Origin of the sequence: Dyadobacter sp. UC 10, from assembly GCF_008369915.1 — a bacterium.
Taxonomy (GTDB): Bacteria; Bacteroidota; Bacteroidia; order Cytophagales; family Spirosomataceae; genus Dyadobacter.
The window spans coordinates 4636080-4655314 of sequence record NZ_VSRN01000001.1 but is presented as its reverse complement, the minus strand read 5'-3'; the positions used below and the strand labels follow the sequence as shown (position 1 = coordinate 4655314).

Genomic DNA, 19235 nt, shown 5'->3' with positions numbered 1-19235 from the left:
CGCGCAGTCAAAGGGAAACGTGCAGCCTCCCCTTCGACTGCGCTCAGGGCGACAAAAACACCAGCGAAAAAACAGGCTTAAAAGTCATCACATTTGTACAGACCCACATTTCATGATCTCAAAAAAACTAATCCCCTTACTGGCGCTGGCTGCTTTTGCTTTCAATCATGCGCAAGCCCAGAAAAAAACTGAAAATTACAGCTGGACAAACCTGCCTAAAATACAGCAGCCGGTCTTCAAAAAAGATACCCTGCGCATAACCGCATTTGGCGCGGTACCCGATGGTATTACACTTAATACCAAGGCGATCAACTCGGCAATCGACGCTTGCAGCAAGAAAGGCGGTGGTGTGGTGCTGGTACCTGCCGGACTCTGGATGACGGGGCCGGTGGTGATGAAAAGCAATGTAAACCTTCACCTCAGCCAGGCGGCTACCCTTCTTTTTACCCCCGACAAAACCCAGTATGCGCTAACGGAAGGGTTTTATGAAGGCAAAGCGGCCGCCCGGAACGAATCGCCGATATCCGGTAAAAATCTGGAACACATCGCGATCACCGGTAAAGGGATTATCGACGGAAATGGCGACGCCTGGCGGGCTGTACACCGTTCCCAATTGACGGAAAGCCAATGGAAAGAAAAAGTAGCTTCCGGCGGCGTTTTGAAAGATGACGGTAAGACCTGGTATCCGAGTGAGCAATTCAAAAAGGCCAGCGTGGAAGGTATGAGCATGCTTTTGACAACCGGTAAGCAGCCAAAGGATTTTGCAGAAATGAAGGATTTCCTCCGGCCGAATCTGGTGGTTTTGAACAATTGTAAAAAGGTGCTGCTGGAAGGCGTTACTTTCCAGAATTCTGCCGCCTGGTGCCTGCATCCGCTGATGTGCCAGGATCTGACGATCCGTAATGTGCGCACGAAAAATCCGGAATATGCGCACAATGGTGACGGAATGGACATCGAATCCTGCAAAAACTTCCTGATCGAAGGCTGTACGCTGGACGTGGGCGACGACGCGATCTGCATTAAATCCGGCAAGGATGAAGAAGGAAGAAAACGCGGTATACCTACTGAAAATGGCGTGATCCGGAATAATATGGTATATAATGGTCACGGCGGCTTTGTGGTAGGCAGTGAAATGAGCGGCGGTGCGCGCAATATCTTTGTGGAGAACTGTACGTTCATGGGTACAGATAAAGGGCTGCGCTTCAAGTCGGTACGCGGCCGCGGCGGGGTGGTGGAAAAGATTTACGCGAGAAACATTTACATGAAGGATATCCGTCAGGAAGCGGTATTTTTTGATCTGTATTATTTTGTGAAGTTTGCAACGGACGGTGAGCGTGATATGCGACCGGAAGTGAATGAAGGCACACCGGTTTTCAGGGATATGCATTTTGAGAATATCGTCTGCAATGGCGCAACGAAGGGTGTTTTTGTGCGGGGTTTGCCCGAAATGCCAGTCAGGAATATTGTAATGGAAAACATGGTACTGGCCTCAGAGACTGGCATGGAACTGACCGACGCTGATCAGATTAAATTCAAAAACGTAAAACTGATCACACAGAAAACCAAGCCGGTGATTATGATCGACAATGGTACCAACATCAGTTTTGATCAGTTGAAATACAATGATGCCAGCGAAATGCTGATTTCGGTACAGGGCGAGCGCAGCCGGCAAATTACAATAGAACATACCGACCTGACCAGGGCTCAAAAGACAAAAGAATTTCAGAAAGGTGCGAAAGAAAACAGCCTGGTAATTCAAGGTGGCAAATAATCTTTTACTTTTTCTTCCCAGATATTCCATGCTACTCCCGGATCGACTTCTCGCAATCTTGTTCACTTTCTTCCCGGGTGCTTTATGTGTGGCACAACAAGCGAACTTTGATTCTGCCGTTTCAACCGAACTTAAGCGCCTCAATATACCAGGCCTGGCAGTAGCAAAACTGGAATCAGGAAAAGTGGCCTGGACAGGTTATTATGGATATCAAAATTTAGAAAAACAAGTCCCTGTCACCGAAAACACGGTTTTTCAAATTGCCTCAGTTGCAAAAACTGTAACAGCAGCGGCCATTATGCAGTTGGTCGGACAGGGATATTTTTCGCTGGACGATGACATAAACGGCTTTTTACCATTCCCTGTCAGAAACGCATTCTTCCCTGAGAAGCCCATCACTATCAGGCACTTATTAAGACACCGATCTTCAATACGCGATAATCCCGACTACCTGCTCCCATTTTGGGAAGGAGATTACAAAGGTCCTGATATTGCGTTAGGTACTTTTTTACAGAATTATCTGGCAGCAGGCGGACCGACTTATCGAAAGGACAAGAATTTTATCCACACCGCACCGGGGGACAGCTTCGAATACTCGAATATGGGATATGCCCTCCTGGGTTATATTGTAGAAAGAACCGCGAAAATGCCTTTTGATGAATACTGTCAAAAGAAACTGTTTACCCCTCTTGAAATGCACAATACCAACTGGTTTCCTGATCGTATTGATCCTGACAAGCTGGCAACCGCCTACACATTTTCTGATTCGCTAAAAGTCTATCAACAGCGACACCAAAGCACTTTCCCAGATTACCCTTCGGGTCAATTAAGGACCAGTATTGGAGATCTTGCCAAATTTTTGGCCTGCTGGACGAATAATGGCAAATTCAATGGGAAGTCCATCATCGATAGCCTCGCCGTGCAAACACTTACACCCAGGAATTTAAGCCTTGGCTTTCACACATGGTTTTTGTATTTACTTAACACCGAAACCCCCATGTACAGTCACAACGGGCATAGTCCGGGCGTATCTACTTACATGCTTTACGACCCGTTTTCCAAAAACGGGCTGATTATTTTGATGAATGGCGAGGTAACTTCCTATGCGGATTGGCGGAAGCTAATTGGCCTTCTTTATCGCGGACGATAGTTTCGATTGCAGAAATAACGGGACCGGGCTTTCCGCTCAAGTTGTCAGTCTTCCAGCAAAAAGACGACTTCCGTCTGCCATTTTTCCGGATCTGGCTCAAAGTCAGGATCTACCAGATAAAACTCAGTGCGCCCGCCCCACGCTGTTCGTCCGTCTGTAATTTGCTTCTTTTCGGTAAGTCCCTGCTGTGATATCCAGTTTTCCAAAGCGACGTGCGCCTGCATCATGTCCTTAAAATCTCCGGTGTAAATGATGCTGGCGTAGTTGCCCGCCGGGAAAGACCCACCGATGACACGGCCGTTGCCTTCAATCTCCTCGCTGACGGGAAAGCCGGCCTCACAATCCAGTTCACCTTGCCCGTTCATGGATTTATAAAGAAAAAAATCCGGTCCGGAAGCCTTAACCCCCTGCCCTTCCATCCATTGCTTTACTTCCGGGATGAGCGGTGGCAAAACATCCGGGATATCGTTCATGTGAACAGTTTTTGCAATAGCCAGATATGGCCTTTCACTCCGGCGCTCCATTTTAGGTTCTGAAAGCATGCTGTTTCTGATTTGTTTTTGTACAAACTTACCCGTTCACTTTACATCCATCAAGGGTAGATTGCGACAAATAAGGGGGTGATTTGTGACAATTCAGCATGCCGATTTTACCGTGTCTCCGGTCAGTAGAAACCGAAGGTGTAACTTCCCCAGTAGCTCTGCCAGTCGGCTTCTGTAAGATTGCTATTTGCGGTCATATGCACTGTGCTGATCATCCATTTGCCTGTTTGATCGATCGGAAAGGCGACCTTACCATTTTCGTCGCTTCTGAGTGTCTCGTGGGTCGTTTTACCTTCCACCATATGCCACGCCAGCACGAATGCATTCCGCAAAGGTTTATTGTCGAACAGGATTTTGAAAGTGACCGGACCTTTCGATTTTTGGGCATACGGGTTTTTAGCCGGTATAATTTCCAGACGCATGCCCGTGTTGATCGCATAGGTATCATCGGTTTTAGTCCCGACCTGAACCAGCGTTTTGACGCAGCGCTGGTACAATTCTCTGCCCGATTTCAAAGTATCTTTGCTTTGTTCCCGGAGCTTTATCACATTATCGAGACCTTCCGTCCGGAGATATTCATTGAACTTCGAGGCTTCGAGCTCGATGAACTTGCTGGTATTGTTGAATGCAAGCAAATGACTGCCTTCCGTCGCAAATGAAAGATCGACACTGCTCAGACTATCGCCGTAAACCTTGCTGCGGACATCCTGCTTCTGACCATTTCCGTAATGGTCCAGTTTGGTGATCCTGTATTTATGACCGTTCGAATGTTCGCCCCGATAATCCTCACCGACCAGCAGGTCAATGCGGACTTTTTCATTCTTTTTAAGCCAGAATTTCACAGGCTCAAGCCAGAATTCATGCGCCAGCGCAATCGAGCAAAACAACAGTAAGCCGGTAAGGGAAAGTAAATTTTTCAATTTCATAAAATCACTTTTGATCCCGCAAATTAACAGATACCGCAGGATTTACTATATTTGCCGGCGATCCGATGCGAACAATTTTAGTCTACATATGGCTTATCACGACCATCCTGCCGACTTTCAGTCAGTGGGGGACCATCGCCTATTATCAGATCAACAAGGAGTATATCACGCGTATCCTCTGCGAGAACCGCGACAAGCCACAGCTGCATTGTAACGGAAAATGCTATCTGGCCAAAAAGCTGAATGAGCAGCAGGAAAAGAAGGACCAGCAAACCAGTAAAAGCATTCAAAACATCCCGGTACTCCAACTATTCGCCTCTGCAATAGCTTCTTTCGAGTTTCCGGCATCCCATTTTTTACCGCTCCGGGATCGGACTTTCACCTATCGGATGGCGTCCTATCAGGCCCCTCTTTCCATACTCGTCCCTCCTCCCTGCGCATAAACGCACTTCGCGTTTTTTAGTACGCAGCTTCTAATGCCGGCGAACCCGTTTGTTCATCCGGACACAATATCCTTTTATATCAATACATGTCGATTTGCTCATCCCGGACGGGATGAAGCACATCTGTAATTGCACCATACCAATGAATCTCAGATATTTATTCCTGTTGTTTTTTATAACAGACAACTGTTTCAATTCCATTGCTCAATCCGAACAGGGGACACTCAACGGACGTATTGTAAATGCGGAGCAAAAGGCGCTGGCAGGCGCGACAATCAGTTTACAAAATACTACTTTGGGAACTATTACCGACGCCAATGGTCAGTTCAGCCTGTCGGGCATCGTGCCCGGATCTTACATTCTTTCTGTTTCCAATATAGGTTATACTGCTTTCACACAAAGCATTCGCGTTTCAAAAGGCAAAAATCCGTTTCTTAACCTGCAACTTTCTGAAAGCCGGCAGGAGTTGGAAGAAGTCGTAGTGAGTACGGCCAAAAACCGCTACCAGGTGCTGACATCCAATGCTTCCACCCGTACCAATACGCCCTTGCTTTCCACGCCGCAATCGGTACAAGTAATGTCCTCCGAAGTGCTCCGCGACAGACAGGCATTTACTTTGAATGAGATCGCAGGCTCGTTCACGGGCATGAAGGCCAACAACGGCAACGGAAATTTTCAGATCCGCGGGTTTACAGCTTACTCTCCCAATGATGCCAGTTTTTTGCTTTACAATGGAATACGTGGAAACCTCTTCCTGTGGAGCCAGCAGCCTTTGCTCTACAATATTGAATCTGTGGAATTGCTCCGCGGTCCGTCAGGCGCCTTGTTTAGTGAAGGTTCTCCGGGGGGTGTGGTCAATTTTGTTACTAAAAAGCCTTTGCCTGAAAAACGGGCGAGCGCGGACCTTTCTCTTGGAAGCTGGGGCTTTGGCCGGGCGTCGGTGGATTTTACAGGGCCGGTTGGCAGCCAGAAAAAGCTTTTGTACCGCGCGATCATTGGTTATGACCGTTCGGAAAGTTTCAGGGATGACCAGAAAAAAAAGAGCCTGTTCGTTGCTCCGTCACTGACTTACCTTTTCAACGGCAAAACTTCATTGAACCTCGAACTGAATTACGCCTGGCAAAAGGCTGTCCACCAATATGATAACGGAAGCTTCATTTACACCCGGCCCGACGGTACTTTCGACTTTAACCATTACCCCAACAACCTGACGATCCAAAGCCCCACGGATTATGGTAAAACGCATAACGCATCGGCCACATTAACCTTTGACCACCAGATCAATGATAACCTGAAACTCACGATCGTGGAGCGGGCCGTGCGTAATGTGCTGGATTTTACGGATCATATTCCGGTGGGAAGGATCCGGAACGATTCCATCAGCCGGGGGTATCAGGACTGGCTGACAGACCGGTTTAGTCTGCAAACAGCCGCTTTTGCAACTTACACTACAAAAACAGGCCCGCTGGGGCATCAGATTATCGTCGGCGGAGATTACAACCGTTACGGCTGGACTCAAAACGATTACCAATACAAACCTTCGACCCGGATCTCGATCCTCAACCCGAATTATGCCGGCAGTATCCCCGATGCCTCCGTACCGGCCGACGAATCGGATGATAACAAGCGTGTGACAAACCTGATCGGCGCTTATGTTCAGGACCAGGTCAGTATTGGCAGTAAGTTGAAAGTGCTGGTTTCCCTTCGTTATGATAATTATAATGGCAAAGAGACGCCATTGTCAGACCGGGATAATAAGCAGGGTGACGAATTGCAGGCTTCCGGCTGGATTCCCAGGATCGGACTGGTTTATTTACCAGTTAAAAACGTATCGGTTTATGGTACCTATCTGAAATCATTCAATCCCCAAACCTCCAACAACGTGCTCGCCGGCGGTCCGTTCCCTACCCGGAAAGCTACTCAATATGAAGTAGGATCAAAAGCCGATCTGCTCGGGAACCGCTTGTCGGCCACATTATCGTTATATCAGATCAACTATGCCAATATCCTGACGGCGGCCCCTACTGACGAAAATTCTCACCGCCAGGCAGCCATCGACGGCACGCGCAGCCGGGGCGGGGAATTTTCCGTAACCGGTAATTTAAATTCGCTCAGTCTGATCGCGGGATATGCATTCAATGAGCACGAGCTGGTGAGTACCACCACTTATGGTAAAAAAGGCGACCGCTTTGCCAATGCACCGAAGCATCAGATCAATTTCTGGGGTAAATATGTGTTTCCCTCCCGTGTGCTGAAAGGTTTTGGCGTGGCAGCAGGCATTCGCTATGTAAGTGACCAGGTTGGTTTGCTGACGAACCAGAACTTCATTTTCCCCTCCTACACAGTTCTGGATGCGGCGCTTTCCTACCAGCGCAACCGGTTTCAGGTTCAGCTCAATGCTTACAACCTGGCCAACAAGCACTATTTTACAGGCAGTCGTTCCGGCGTCACCCTGGCCGGACTGGGCGACCCGTTCAATGTAAGAGTGGGAGTTAGCTATCAGCTCTGGTAGTTTATTATATTACTAATTATCAGACTTATAAATGAAAAAAGGATCGTTTCGCCGAAGCCTTTTCAAGCTGCACAGCTGGCTTGGCCTGGTAACAGGAATATTTTTGATCTTGCTCGGTTTGAGTGGTTCCGTTCTGGTTTTCAGAACGGAACTGGACAATCTCTTTAACCGGGATTTACTGCACATTTCAACATCGGAAAACAGGCTGCCGGATCAGGCGCTGAAGCGCTGCTATGACAACATTATCAACCGGTATCCGAATCTGGACGGTATTGCATGGGTTAATCCCGATGCGGAGCCCGGCGATGCCTATAATTTCCGGCTTTATTTCAACGACGCCCGGTTACTGACTTATGATCTGGCATTGATTTCCTTCAATCCTTATACCGGCGCCATTCTTCGGGAGGGGCCTTCAAGTCAGTTTACACTCAGCTTTATCGAGTGGCTGTTTCAATTTCATTTCAGTTTTCAACTGGGCGTTCCAGGTGCTGCCTTGACGGCCATTTTTGGCATTACCATGCTGCTGTCGCTACTTACCGGGGCGATCGTGTACCGGAAAATGCTCTGGAAAGTCCTGACATTCCGAGTGAAGATCAATCGAAAGAACTGGCGGACGGTTAGCTCCGACCTGCACCGCATGGTCGGAGTGTGGTCACTGCTTTTAAATGCAGTGATTTTCTTCACCGGATTCTGGATGAACCTCTTTGCCTTCAAGGCAAAAACCTGGCAGAATGAAATAGTAGCAACCAAACCAAACACACCTATTTCCATCCAGCCTGATCAGATGTACCGTCAGGCTTTATCTGCCATGCCTGACCTCGAACCTACCTATGTTTATCTGCCCACGCAGCCTGAGCGCAAGTTCGAGGTCAGAGGTTACACAAAGGGACAGTTGAAAGTATGGGGCAGCGGAAATTCGGTGAGAATCGATCAGTATACCGGGGAACTCGTTGAAATTGACCGGCTGGGTGAAAAGCCTTTGGGAGACCGCATCCAGGCAACTTTTTTCCCCTTACACGTCGGTAATTTCGGCGGTGTTGCCATAAAAATCCTGTATGTCATAGTAGGGCTTGCGCCGGGCCTGCTGGCTGTCACGGGCTTTCTGCTATGGTGGCGACGAGTTCGCGGATCTCATGCTCTCGCAAGTTCAAAGTAAAATGTGCTGCCCATTCCGATTTCACTGGTCACGCCGATGCTGCCGCCCTGTGCTTCGATAAACTCTTTACTGATCGCAAGTCCTAATCCGGTACCGGTTTTGGAACTGCCGGGCACCTGAAAGTAACGGTCGAATATTTTGCTGCGATATCGGCTGTCAATGCCTTTTCCTTCGTCCCGGACAAGGAATTTAACGCCGTACTCCGTACCCGTAAGCTGAATATGGATCTTGCTTTCCTGCTGCGAGTATCGGACTGCATTGGTTAAAAAATTGATCAGCACCCAGGCGGTTTTCTCCATATCCGCTTTTACATCGGCAAGCTGGTCGTCTGTACCGACAACCAACTCAATGTGCTTTTGCTCAACAGGTGTTTTGACCGCGTCGATTGCGTACTTTAAGATAGCATAAGGACTGCTTTGCTGGATATTCAACTGGATATTGCCCGTTTCCACCTGCGACATATTCAGCAGTTCCCCCGTGATTTTCAGCAGGCGGTCGCTGTCTTCCTTAATGCTTGACATCAGTTGCTTCTGCTCTTCATTCAAAGCCCCGGTCTGCTGGCTTTCCAGCAGCTGCAAGCTCATTTTGATCGAAGCAATAGGTGTTTTCAGCTCGTGTGAAACGGTTGCGATAAAATTGGTTTTGGCAAAATCAAGCTCTTTGAAAGGTGTAATGTTTTTCAAAAGAATAACCTGGCCAATGAATTTCCTGACGCGCTCGCCGGTAGGGACGATGGTAATGTCGACGATCTCTTTTTCGAAATAGCTTTCCTTGTTATCTGCATAAATTTTCAACGACGGCGTGGTCGTCTGCCCATTGCTTCCATTGGCTCCCGGCTTCTCTTGTATCAATGCGCGAATCAGGTCGTTCTGCTCCGCCAGCTCGGTAGCAGACTTCCCAAGCAGGTCGCTGACGGCAATACCGGAGATCTTGACGGCTTCTTCATTGGCAAACAATACCCTTTTATGCTCATCCAGCCCGATTACAGGCTCATGCATGTTATTGATCAGTGCTTCAATGCGTTTTTTTTCAACCAAAATCCGGGACAGGTTGCTATTATCATACTCTTCCAGCTTTTCGGCCATCGTGTTAAAGGAACTGGCCAGTTCGCCAAACTCGTCTTCGCCTGAGAAGTGCAGCCGCTCGGCGTATTTTTTAGCTGCAATCGCGCGAATACTTTCAGTCAGCTCCCTGATCGGATTACCAATATTCCCCGGCAGGTTGATCAGAAGGGTCAGTGCGATCAAAAAACAAACGGTACCCGCCAGTGCAATCCATATAAATGCAGCCTGCGCCGTTGCTAATGCCTTATCGCTTTTAGTGCGGATCGCTTCCATATTGATCCGGGTGAGCTCGGCCAGATCATTCCGGATCAAAACAGGCAGCTCTGCATGAAGTGTGTCCTTTTTCAGGGCACGGTAATGGGCTTCCATTTTACCGGTCACTTCCTCCTCCCCGGGTTCGGTCACGTTGACCTGTTGGTTTTTTAGGTTTTGCTCAAACCTCGCCCATGCTTTTGGGTCGGTACGGATTTGATCAATGGCTAAAAACATGCTCCTGCTGTAATCGAGCGTCTTGTAGTTGTCCTGCAAAATGTTCTCGGTATCTTCTTTCAAAACATACACATACCTGGCCGCGATCAGCGACAGTGCCAGGATCATTAAAAACAGGACTCCAAGTCCAAGCCGCAGTTTGGTTTTGATCTTCATATGTAATAATCGGCATTCCGGCTTTATTATGACAAGATAACAAGGTCTATGTCCGAAGATGACAGTTTTTTTAACAGATTATTAAAAAGGTTGGTAGCCAGTATTACCCTGAGCAGATTAATGTGAGGTTTACCCAAACAGATCGTTGTGATTTCACGCTGTTCGGCAACCTGGATGATGGCTTCCGAAATATTGGCATCCTGCACACGAATAATCTCCGCACCCATTTCAGTGGCAAGCTTAAAGTTATTGATCAAATGCCGCTGCTTGTCAAGGGCAATCTTGTCCTGGCTTTCTTTTGGCGTCTGTACGTAAAGTACAAACCATTTGCTGTTGTAATAGCTGGCCAGCCGCGCCGTTTTGCGGATCACGTGCCTGGCGGTATTTTCATTGCTGCTGATACAGGCCAGGAATTTTTCCCTTTTAGACGCAACCAGCTTGGGAATCTCGGATTCCACTTTACGTTCCACCTGACTGGCCACTTCTTTCAAAGCGAGCTCGCGGAGTTGCAGGATATGGTCGGCTTTGAAGAAATTATTAAGCGCGGTCTGGATTTTTTCCGGCTTGTAAATTTTGCCTTCTTTCAAGCGGGTTATCAACTCGTCGGCCGTCAGATCAATGTTAACTACTTCATCTGCCGCACTCAATACGCTATCCGGGATCCGCTCCTTTACCTCCACCCCGGTGATCGCTTTCACTTCTTCATTCAGCGATTCAATGTGCTGGATATTAACGGCGCTGATCACATTGATCCCGGCTTCCAGGATTTCCAGGACATCCTGCCAGCGTTTATCGTTTTTGCTTCCCTCTATGTTGGTATGGGCGAGCTCGTCGACCACCACCACCTCGGGCCTCAGGCTGATCACTGCCTGCACATCGAGCTCGTCCAGTTCTTTTCCCTTATAAAAAAGCTTGCGCCGCGGGATTATGGGCAGGCCATCAAGCAGATCGTGCGTTTCTTTGCGGTTGTGAGTTTCAATGTAGCCGATCTTAACGTCAATACCATTGCGCAGCAACGCATGTGCTTCCTGCAACATCCGGAATGTTTTGCCCACGCCAGCGCTCATACCCATGTAGATCTTGAACTTTCCGCGCCTGGATCTTTTGATCAGGTCCAGGAAATGCTGTGCGCCTGGATTGGTTTCGGACATTGGTTCAGGGGTTTGGGTGTAAAATTGGCAGTTGACGTTGCTTTTATTGTCAAAGTATGCGGACCGGGCCGCATACCCCTAAAACACAACGGATATCGAAGTAGTCAAAAAGAAGTTATCCTTCCTGGATATTCCCTCCGCACCACTGTCAGTCCGCTCCAAAAAAATCCGGTCTTTACTGTTAAGGTTTCTGGCTTCCACGCGCCAGAGTACGCCCGGGAAAACAGCGTAGTCAATATTGGCAGAGACGCCGAAAGTTTTAAAACCGCTCTCAGTTCCAGTGGCGATAATGACTCCGTTTTTATCCTGAAAATATTCTCCTCGGGCTGCAATGTTCACTTTTGGGGTCGGTGAATAGCGGGCGATCAATACCGGTACAAACCAGTTGTTGTATTGGCTGCTACCCTTCGCTTTTTGCTCTGTTCCGTAGTCAAAGCCAGTAGTTACCCCAAATTTTTCCGTCAATTGGAATACCCCGTAAAAGTTGTGATGATAGCGCATCAGCCTGAGGCTATCGGGCTTGTCCGAACCCATAAACGTGCTGTAATTGAACGTGATAGTAGCTGGCGGCTTGTAGGTAAGCTGCGTTCCGAAGGCTGGCGTGGAATTACCGTCCACCCTTTGGATCCGCTGCCAGCCGTTCAGATACATGGCCGCTACATATAGTTTTTCATCTTTGGTGGCAAATCCCAGCCTTACGCCTGATTCAAAATAGGGCGTATTTTCAGCGACCAGACTTCTTGTCAGCGCCCAGTTGTCCTTTCCGATCGCGCTTTCAAAGCCGATATGGGAAGGCATAATCCCCGCGTCAACCCACAAGTCGGCATTTTTTGAAATTTTCACACCTACGTTGGCCTCGAATACGTTTTTAAGGGGCTCGGCGGCGTAGTTGGCATGAATATATGTACCTGCCGCCAGTGCGAGATTGGCCCTGACGCGGTCGGTGGTGTAGTTTGCTTTAATAAACCCCAGGTTCAGGTTCACTTCCCCGGTGCGGTTGAAATTATAAAGAAAGCCCGGCGCCGTGTTGTCGGGCGCCCTGTTAAAATCGTACTGATAATAAGCTTCTGCATAGCCGCTGATCGTCAAGGGATTCTTCGTCTCGGTAGAATCCTGGGCCATTGCCGGTTTTAAAATCGCAAAGGCTAATGCAGTGAATAATAAACTTTTCATTGAAATGACACTGTAAATGAATGTAGCGGCGCTTTTTGAACTCCCTGACCCCGCGTCGCTGCCCGTAGGGACCAGGGTTTATTTTATAATTTTTCCAAAGCCAGGTTCAGGCTCAGCACATTCACTTTTTCAGGGCCAAACATGCCCAGAAGTGGTTTTTCAATGTGCGCGCTGACAAGCCGGGTAATTTTTTCTTCTGACATTTTCCTGGCAGCCGCCACCCTTTTTACCTGTACCAATGCGGCTTTGGGTGAAATGTCCGGATCAAGGCCACTGCCGCTCGCTGTAACCAGCTCTACCGGAATATCCTTTTTGTCGATTCCGGGGTTATGTACCAGAAAAGTATCAATCCTAGCCTGCACAACTTTCAGGTATTCCGGGTTAGATGGCCCTTTATTACTGCCACCGCTTCCTGCGGCATTATAATCCACAGCCGACGGGCGGCCATTGAAAAATTGGTCTTCTGTGAAGGTCTGGCCAATGTTCGCGTAGTACTTTTTACTATTCGCAGTGACCACTTCACCCTGTCCATGGTTAGGTGCCAGCCGGGCAATTGCCCAGATCACAGCCGGGTACACCACGCTGAAAAACAGCAGCGTTACGAAGGTTAATCTGATTGCGGGAAATATGTTCGTTTTCATGTTTTCTAACTTTTCAGCTTTGTTATTTTTGACTTTAAATCCAGATACTAACCACCAGATCAATGACTTTGATACCTGCAAAGGGTACCAGTATGCCGCCCAAACCGTAGATAAAAAGGTTTCTCCTCAACAACGCGCTGGCACCGATGGGTTTATAGGCTACTCCTTTCAAGGCGAGCGGGATCAGGAACGGGATAATCACCGCATTGAAAATCACCGCTGACAGAATCGCGCTTTCAGGACTGTTGAGCCGCATGATGTTCAGCCCCTGCAACGCCGGGATACTGGCAATAAACAAGGCCGGTATAATGGCAAAGTACTTGGCCACATCATTGGCAATCGAGAAGGTGGTCAACGTTCCGCGCGTCATCAAAAGCTGCTTCCCGATTTCGACAATCTCGATCAGTTTGGTCGGATCATTGTCCAGATCGACCATATTACCGGCCTCTTTGGCTGCCTGCGTACCGCTGTTCATCGCAACACCCACGTCGGCTTGCGCCAGGGCGGGCGCATCATTGGTACCGTCCCCCATCATGGCCACCAGCTTACCTGCTTCCTGCTCTTTTTTGATGTAGTTCATTTTATCTTCCGGCCTGGCTTCTGCGATAAAATCATCCACGCCAGCCTTTTCAGCGATAAACCTGGCTGTCAGCGGGTTGTCGCCGGTTACCATGACCGTTTTCACACCCATTTTACGGAGCCGTTCGAAACGTTCGTTGATACCGGGCTTGATGATATCCTGCAATTCAACGACACCCAGTACCCGCTCGTTTTCAGAAACCACCAGCGGCGTACCGCCATTGCTGGAAATCATTTTCACGCTCTCCTCAATCTCGGACGGAAATGCATTTCCAGCATTCGTGACCAGGTTACGGATCGAATCAAATGCGCCTTTACGAATGCGGGTATCGTCAAAATCAACCCCGGAGCTGCGGGTCTCGGCAGTGAATTTGATAAATGTTGGTTGCGAGATCTGGTAGGTTCCCGGCGTCGCATTGGCCAGTTCCAGAATTGATTTTCCTTCCGGCGTTTCATCCGCAATCGAGCTGAGTACCGCCGCTTTTATAAAATGGTTGTCGTTAACGCCTTTTGCCGCATGAAAATGTGTTGCCTTCCTGTTGCCAATGGTAATGGTACCCGTTTTATCCAGGAGCAGCACATCTATATCACCTGCCGTTTCCACTGCTTTACCCGATTTGGTGATCACATTGGCCCGCAGCGCCCGGTCCATTCCCGCAATACCGATCGCAGAAAGCAATCCGCCGATCGTGGTCGGGATCAGACAGACAAAAAGCGAGATGAATGCAGCGATGGTGATAGGGGTATTGGAAAAATCGGCAAACGGTTTCAGCGTCACGCACACGATCACAAACACCAGCGTAAAGCCCGCCAGAAGGATCGTCAGGGCGATTTCGTTCGGTGTTTTCTGCCGGCTGGCGCCTTCTACCAAAGCGATCATTTTGTCCAGAAAGCTTTCACCCGGCGCAGTGGTAACCATTACTTTGATCCTGTCGGACAAAACCTTTGTCCCGCCTGTCACACTGCTTTTATCCCCACCCGCTTCGCGGATCACCGGCGCGGATTCTCCCGTTATCGCACTCTCGTCAATAGTAGCCAGCCCTTCGATGATTTCTCCATCGGTAGCAATGTTGTCACCGGCTTCACAAATGAAGATATCCCCTTTTTTCATCCCCGCGGACATCACATTTTGGGTCGGTACCGCGAAACCCGGTTTATTTTCAATGACCAGTCTGGCAGGCGTTTCTTCACGGGTTTTACGCAGACTGTCCGCCTGGGCTTTCCCTCTCGCTTCGGCAATGGCTTCGGCGAAATTGGCAAACAATAGTGTCAGCAAAAGGATCAGCAAAATGACGAAGTTGTACCCGAAGCTACCCTGGGTCGTATTGCCAGACAAAATCCACAAACAGACCACAAACATGACGAATGTGCCTATTTCGACGGTAAACATCACCGGGTTGCGGAACAGGATTTTGGGGTTTAATTTAATAAAAGACTGTTTCAGAGCCTGGTTGACCAGATCCTTTTGGAACAGGGATGCATTTTGGTTTTTCATTTTCTTGGGAGCAGTTGGCTGTTAGCTATTAGCTTTTGGCTATTAGCTTTTAGCGATTAGCTTTTTGATTTTATTCGGTGTAATTAATGGATGCTGAAAAATTCGGCGATTGGCCCTAGTGTCAGTGCGGGAAAAAATGAGAGGGCGGTGATGATGACGATGACAGCCATGACCATCATTCCAAATGTGGCTGAATCGGTGCGTAGCGTACCTGCACTTTCCGGGATGTACTTTTTATTCGCCAAAATCCCTGCAATCGCCACCGGCCCGATGATCGGAATAAAGCGGGAAAGGATCAGCACAAAACCAGTCGTCATGTTCCACCAGGGGTTATTGTCACCCAGCCCTTCAAATCCACTACCATTGTTGGCTGCCGATGATGTGTACTCGTAAAGCATTTCGCTAAACCCGTGAAAGCCCGGGTTATTCAGATTAGCAGATGTGATGACAGGAAAAGCAGCTGCCAGCGCGGTTCCTGCGAGGATAAGCAGCGGGTGGAGCAATGCAACGATCATGGCAATCTTCATTTCGCGGCCTTCAATCTTTTTACCCAGAAACTCAGGCGTACGTCCCACCATTAACCCGCTGATAAAAACGGCCAGGATGATAAAGATGAAAAAGTTCAGGATCCCTACCCCGCAACCGCCGTAAAAGGCATTGGTCATCATCGCCAGCAACTGCATCATTCCGGAGAGCGGCATGCTGCTGTCGTGCATGGAGTTTACCGAGCCAGTCGAGATAACGGTAGTGGCTATACTCCAGAACCCGGAAGCGGCACTGCCCAGCCTGGTCTCCTTTCCTTCCATGGCACCCGAACCCATATCAATGCCCATCTGCGCGATGGCGGGGTTGCCTTGCACTTCCCAGATAACCACCGGAACACAGAGTAACAAAAACCCAAGGGTCATGACCCCGAAAATCATCCGGGCCATCTTTTTTCTCTTCAAAAAGAAGCCCAGGGCGAAGATCATTGCGAGCGGGATAATCATTTGAGAAAACATCTCTACCATATTGGTCAGGTAGTTAGGGTTTTCCAGCGGGTGCGCCGAGTTGGTCCCGTAGAATCCGCCCCCATTGGTTCCCAGATGCTTGATGGCGATAAAAGCAGCCGCCGGGCCTGTCGATACACCTACTGTATCGCCCTGCATGGTTACCATGCTGTCTTTGCCCTCAAAGGTCATTGGGGTACCGTTGAAAGCGAGGATGCTGGCCACTACAACGGATGCCGGCAACAGGATCCGCGTGCACGAGATCAGCATCAGGTTATAAAAGTTGCCGAGTTTATCGGCCGCTTTTTGTTTTAAAGCAATGAATAAAATAACCGCTGCCGCCATCCCTGTTGCTGCACTTACAAATTGTAAAAACATTAGGAAGAGCTGCGACAGATAGCTCACGCCGGTTTCTCCCGAATAGTGCTGCAAATTACAGTTGACAACAAAGGATATACTCGTGTTGAATGCCAGATCCGCAGTCTGGCCGGGATTTCCATCCGGGTTCAGTGGCAGCCAGCCCTGGTTCATCAACACCAGCATACCCAACAGGAACCATACAAGATTGATAATCAGCATGGCCACCAGGTGTTGCTTCCAGTTCATCTCAGCTTTCCTGTCGATTCCGCTGATGCGAAAAAATAAGTTTTCGAGGGGAGTCAGTAAGGTGTCCAGCAGCGTCTTTTCGCCTGCGTAGACTTTGGCAATATACTTACCAAACGGGATCGCCATCAGGATGGTAATGGTATACATCGCAATGACGCCCAAAATTTCTGTATTCATATTAATAAAAATTGATGGGGATCGGTTAAAACTTCTCGGGTTTGATAAGCACGTAGCACATGTAAACAAATACGCCGATGGAAACAATGAGTAATGCTGCCATGATTTTAGATCTTTTCAAAAAATGTGACAGATTGGTAAAAAAGCGCGAAGCATGCGCAGCCTGCCGCGACTAAGAGGATTGTAAGCATTGGAATCTATTATTTAAGTTAATGATTGGTAAATGATGCCCGAAACGGCGATCAGCGAGTAAAAAGCGACCAGCATATGAAACGGTTTAATATTTCGCCTGATGACCGCTAACCTTCTCTTTGATTGATATGTACGCTTCATTTGTTTTGACTTTTCCAAAATGGAATCCAAAGGCATACCAAACATTATCAATATTTCACAAACGGCTATTTACCAAATAGTTAACTACCAATTCTCATTTTTCAGGCAGAGCTTCGCCATATCATTTTGATAGGGTACCTATCAAAAAAATAGCGCACATGATGTGCGCTGCTACAAGCCTTTGCTCTATAAAATGATAAAGCCGCGCATCCGCTCAGCGGGTACGCGACCTTGTTATTTTCGTTTAACAATGCTTGTACTTAAGCCACTGAGGTTTGGCTGGGTGGGGAGAAAAGGCAACCAGGGCAATACCTACTGCAGCATCGCCGCCAGTACAAGCCCCCACTCGAGCGGATCCGCCTTCATCTGCCTAACAATACCCTGCGACAAATTAAAGAGGCAACCGCATTAAAAAAATCAATTCACCCCAAAATATCCCTGATCACCTTCCCCGATACATCCGTCAACCGAAACCTGCGACCTAAATGTTTGAATACCAGCTTCTCATGATCCAACCCAAGCTGGTTCATCACCGTTGCCTGAAAATCATGGACGTGCACGGGATCTTTGATTACATTATAACCGAACTCGTCGGTTTCGCCGTACACGATCCCGGGCTTTACACCACCGCCCGCCATCCAGATACTGAAACAGCGGGGATGGTGATCGCGGCCGTAATTATCCTTGGTAAGCGCACCCTGGCTAAAATTGGTCCGGCCAAATTCCCCGCCCCAGATCACCAGCGTTTCGTCCAGCAACCCGCGCTGTTTGAGATCCGTGACCAAAGCCGCCGAAGCCTGGTCGACGTCCTTCGCCTGCCAGCTGATATCACGGGGCAGGTCGGCGTGCTGGTCCCACCCCTGGTGATACAGCTGCACAAAACGGACGCCGTTTTCCGACAATTTCCGCGCGAGCAGGCAATTCGCTGCAAAAGTACCGGGGATCATGCATTCCGGGCCGTAAAGCCGGATAATATCGTCGGGCTCTTTGGAAATATCAAGCGTTTCCGGCACGGCGGTTTGCATCCGGTAAGCCATTTCGTACTGCCTGATCTTGCTGGTAATTTCCGGGTCTCCCAGCTCCTGGTGCGCCATTTCGTTCAGCGACGAAAGCTTGTCGAGCATGCGGCGGCGATCGGTTTTGTCCATTCCGTCGGGATCGTTCAGGTACAGCACCGGATTTTCACCTTTACTGAACTGCACGCCCTGGTGAATGGAATCGAGGAAGCCATTTGACCATAATTTTGAATATACCCCCTGGCTATTTCCTTTCCCCCTCGAAATCAGTACGGTGAACGCAGGTAAATTCTTGTTCTCGCTCCCTAATCCGTAACTCAGCCACGCGCCCATACTGGGCCGGTTTCCCTGCTGCGCGCCGGTTTGGAAAAATGTAATCGCCGGGTCGTGATTGATTGCTTCCGTATGCATGGAACGGACAATACAGATATCATCGACGATCTTCGCGGTATGCGGAAAAAGATCGCTGATCCACGCACGCGACTGCCCATATTGCTGAAAATCAACGAAAGAGCCGACCATCGGCAGCGAAGCTTGCGTGGCCGTAAAGCCAGTCAAACGCTGACCGCCGCGCACGGATTCGGGCAGGTCCTGACCATGCATTTCGCGCAGTTTCGGCTTGTAATCGAAGGATTCGAGTTGCGACGGGGCGCCGTTTTGAAAAAGATAGATCACACGTTTCGCTTTCGGTGCGAAATGCGGAATGCCGGGCGCAAAATCAGCTCCCGCTCCGTCGGCGTTTTTGCTGAACAGGTCTGGTATTAACAGTGAACCCAGGGCGGCGCTGCCGATACCCAGGCTGAGTTTAGACAGGAACCGTCGCCGGTTGAAATTCAGGCAATGTTCAATGATTTCATTCTGCATCT

The 19235-nt window shown here is 48.9% G+C and carries 15 protein-coding genes; 5 read left to right on the top strand and 10 right to left on the bottom strand.

Features of this window, described 5'->3' with window-relative positions; translation table 11 throughout:
- The first annotated feature begins 112 nt into the window (after positions 1 to 112).
- Positions 113 to 1771: a glycoside hydrolase family 28 protein gene (locus tag FXO21_RS19280; protein ID WP_149641617.1), complete on the top strand. Its 1659-nt coding sequence runs from the start codon at positions 113 to 115 to the stop codon at positions 1769 to 1771.
- Between the two features lie 88 nt (positions 1772 to 1859).
- Complete coding sequence (locus FXO21_RS19275; protein ID WP_192579255.1) at positions 1860 to 2921, top strand: serine hydrolase domain-containing protein; 1062 nt, start codon at positions 1860 to 1862, stop codon at positions 2919 to 2921.
- A gap of 44 nt (positions 2922 to 2965) precedes the next feature.
- On the opposite strand, the gene FXO21_RS19270 is transcribed toward FXO21_RS19275, so the two are convergent.
- Positions 2966 to 3463 (bottom strand): GyrI-like domain-containing protein, encoded by a 498-nt coding sequence (locus FXO21_RS19270; RefSeq protein WP_149641615.1) that lies wholly within the window; start codon positions 3461 to 3463, stop codon positions 2966 to 2968.
- Positions 3464 to 3585: 122 nt separating this feature from the next.
- Positions 3586 to 4389 (bottom strand): DUF4198 domain-containing protein, encoded by an 804-nt coding sequence (locus tag FXO21_RS19265; RefSeq protein WP_149641614.1) that lies wholly within the window; start codon positions 4387 to 4389, stop codon positions 3586 to 3588.
- Positions 4390 to 4454: 65 nt separating this feature from the next.
- On the opposite strand from FXO21_RS19265, the gene FXO21_RS19260 reads away from it, so the two are divergent.
- From FXO21_RS19260 to FXO21_RS19250, 3 genes are all read left to right on the top strand, one after another.
- Entirely contained in the window at positions 4455 to 4832 is a 378-nt protein-coding gene (locus tag FXO21_RS19260) for a hypothetical protein (protein ID WP_149641613.1), read from the top strand.
- Positions 4833 to 4974: 142 nt separating this feature from the next.
- Positions 4975 to 7344 carry a TonB-dependent receptor gene (locus FXO21_RS19255; protein ID WP_149641612.1) on the top strand — a complete coding sequence of 790 codons (2370 nt, stop codon included), beginning with the start codon at positions 4975 to 4977 and terminating at the stop codon, positions 7342 to 7344.
- Between the two features lie 31 nt (positions 7345 to 7375).
- Positions 7376 to 8500, top strand: coding sequence for a PepSY-associated TM helix domain-containing protein (locus tag FXO21_RS19250; protein ID WP_149641611.1), 1125 nt, complete (start codon positions 7376 to 7378; stop codon positions 8498 to 8500).
- On the opposite strand, the gene FXO21_RS19245 is transcribed toward FXO21_RS19250, so the two are convergent.
- From FXO21_RS19245 to FXO21_RS19210, 8 genes are all read right to left on the bottom strand, one after another.
- The gene (locus FXO21_RS19245; RefSeq protein WP_149641610.1) at positions 8476 to 10209 is read right to left on the bottom strand and encodes an ATP-binding protein; all 1734 of its coding nucleotides are present in this window, start codon (positions 10207 to 10209) and stop codon (positions 8476 to 8478) included. The two genes, FXO21_RS19250 and FXO21_RS19245, sit on opposite strands and share 25 nt — an antisense overlap.
- A 26-nt stretch (positions 10210 to 10235) precedes the next feature.
- Positions 10236 to 11360, bottom strand: coding sequence for a universal stress protein (locus tag FXO21_RS19240; RefSeq protein WP_149641609.1), 1125 nt, complete (start codon positions 11358 to 11360; stop codon positions 10236 to 10238).
- A gap of 78 nt (positions 11361 to 11438) precedes the next feature.
- Positions 11439 to 12533: a porin gene (locus tag FXO21_RS19235; RefSeq protein ID WP_149641608.1), complete on the bottom strand. Its 1095-nt coding sequence runs from the start codon at positions 12531 to 12533 to the stop codon at positions 11439 to 11441.
- An 83-nt stretch (positions 12534 to 12616) separates the two neighbouring features.
- A complete protein-coding gene (locus FXO21_RS19230) occupies positions 12617 to 13174 on the bottom strand; it encodes a K(+)-transporting ATPase subunit C (RefSeq protein ID WP_149641607.1) in 558 nt (185 codons plus the stop codon).
- 34 nt (positions 13175 to 13208) lie between these two features.
- Positions 13209 to 15248, bottom strand: coding sequence for a potassium-transporting ATPase subunit KdpB (gene kdpB, locus FXO21_RS19225; RefSeq protein ID WP_149641606.1), 2040 nt, complete (start codon positions 15246 to 15248; stop codon positions 13209 to 13211).
- Between the two features lie 83 nt (positions 15249 to 15331).
- Positions 15332 to 17020, bottom strand: a complete 1689-nt coding sequence (gene kdpA, locus FXO21_RS19220; protein WP_149641605.1) for a potassium-transporting ATPase subunit KdpA — start codon at positions 17018 to 17020, stop codon at positions 15332 to 15334.
- A gap of 25 nt (positions 17021 to 17045) precedes the next feature.
- A complete protein-coding gene (gene kdpF, locus FXO21_RS29235; protein ID WP_225865919.1) occupies positions 17046 to 17123 on the bottom strand; it encodes a K(+)-transporting ATPase subunit F in 78 nt (25 codons plus the stop codon).
- A 652-nt stretch (positions 17124 to 17775) separates the two neighbouring features.
- Positions 17776 to 19233 carry a DUF1501 domain-containing protein gene (locus FXO21_RS19210; protein WP_149643548.1) on the bottom strand — a complete coding sequence of 486 codons (1458 nt, stop codon included), beginning with the start codon at positions 19231 to 19233 and terminating at the stop codon, positions 17776 to 17778.
- Positions 19234 to 19235 lie beyond the last annotated feature (2 nt).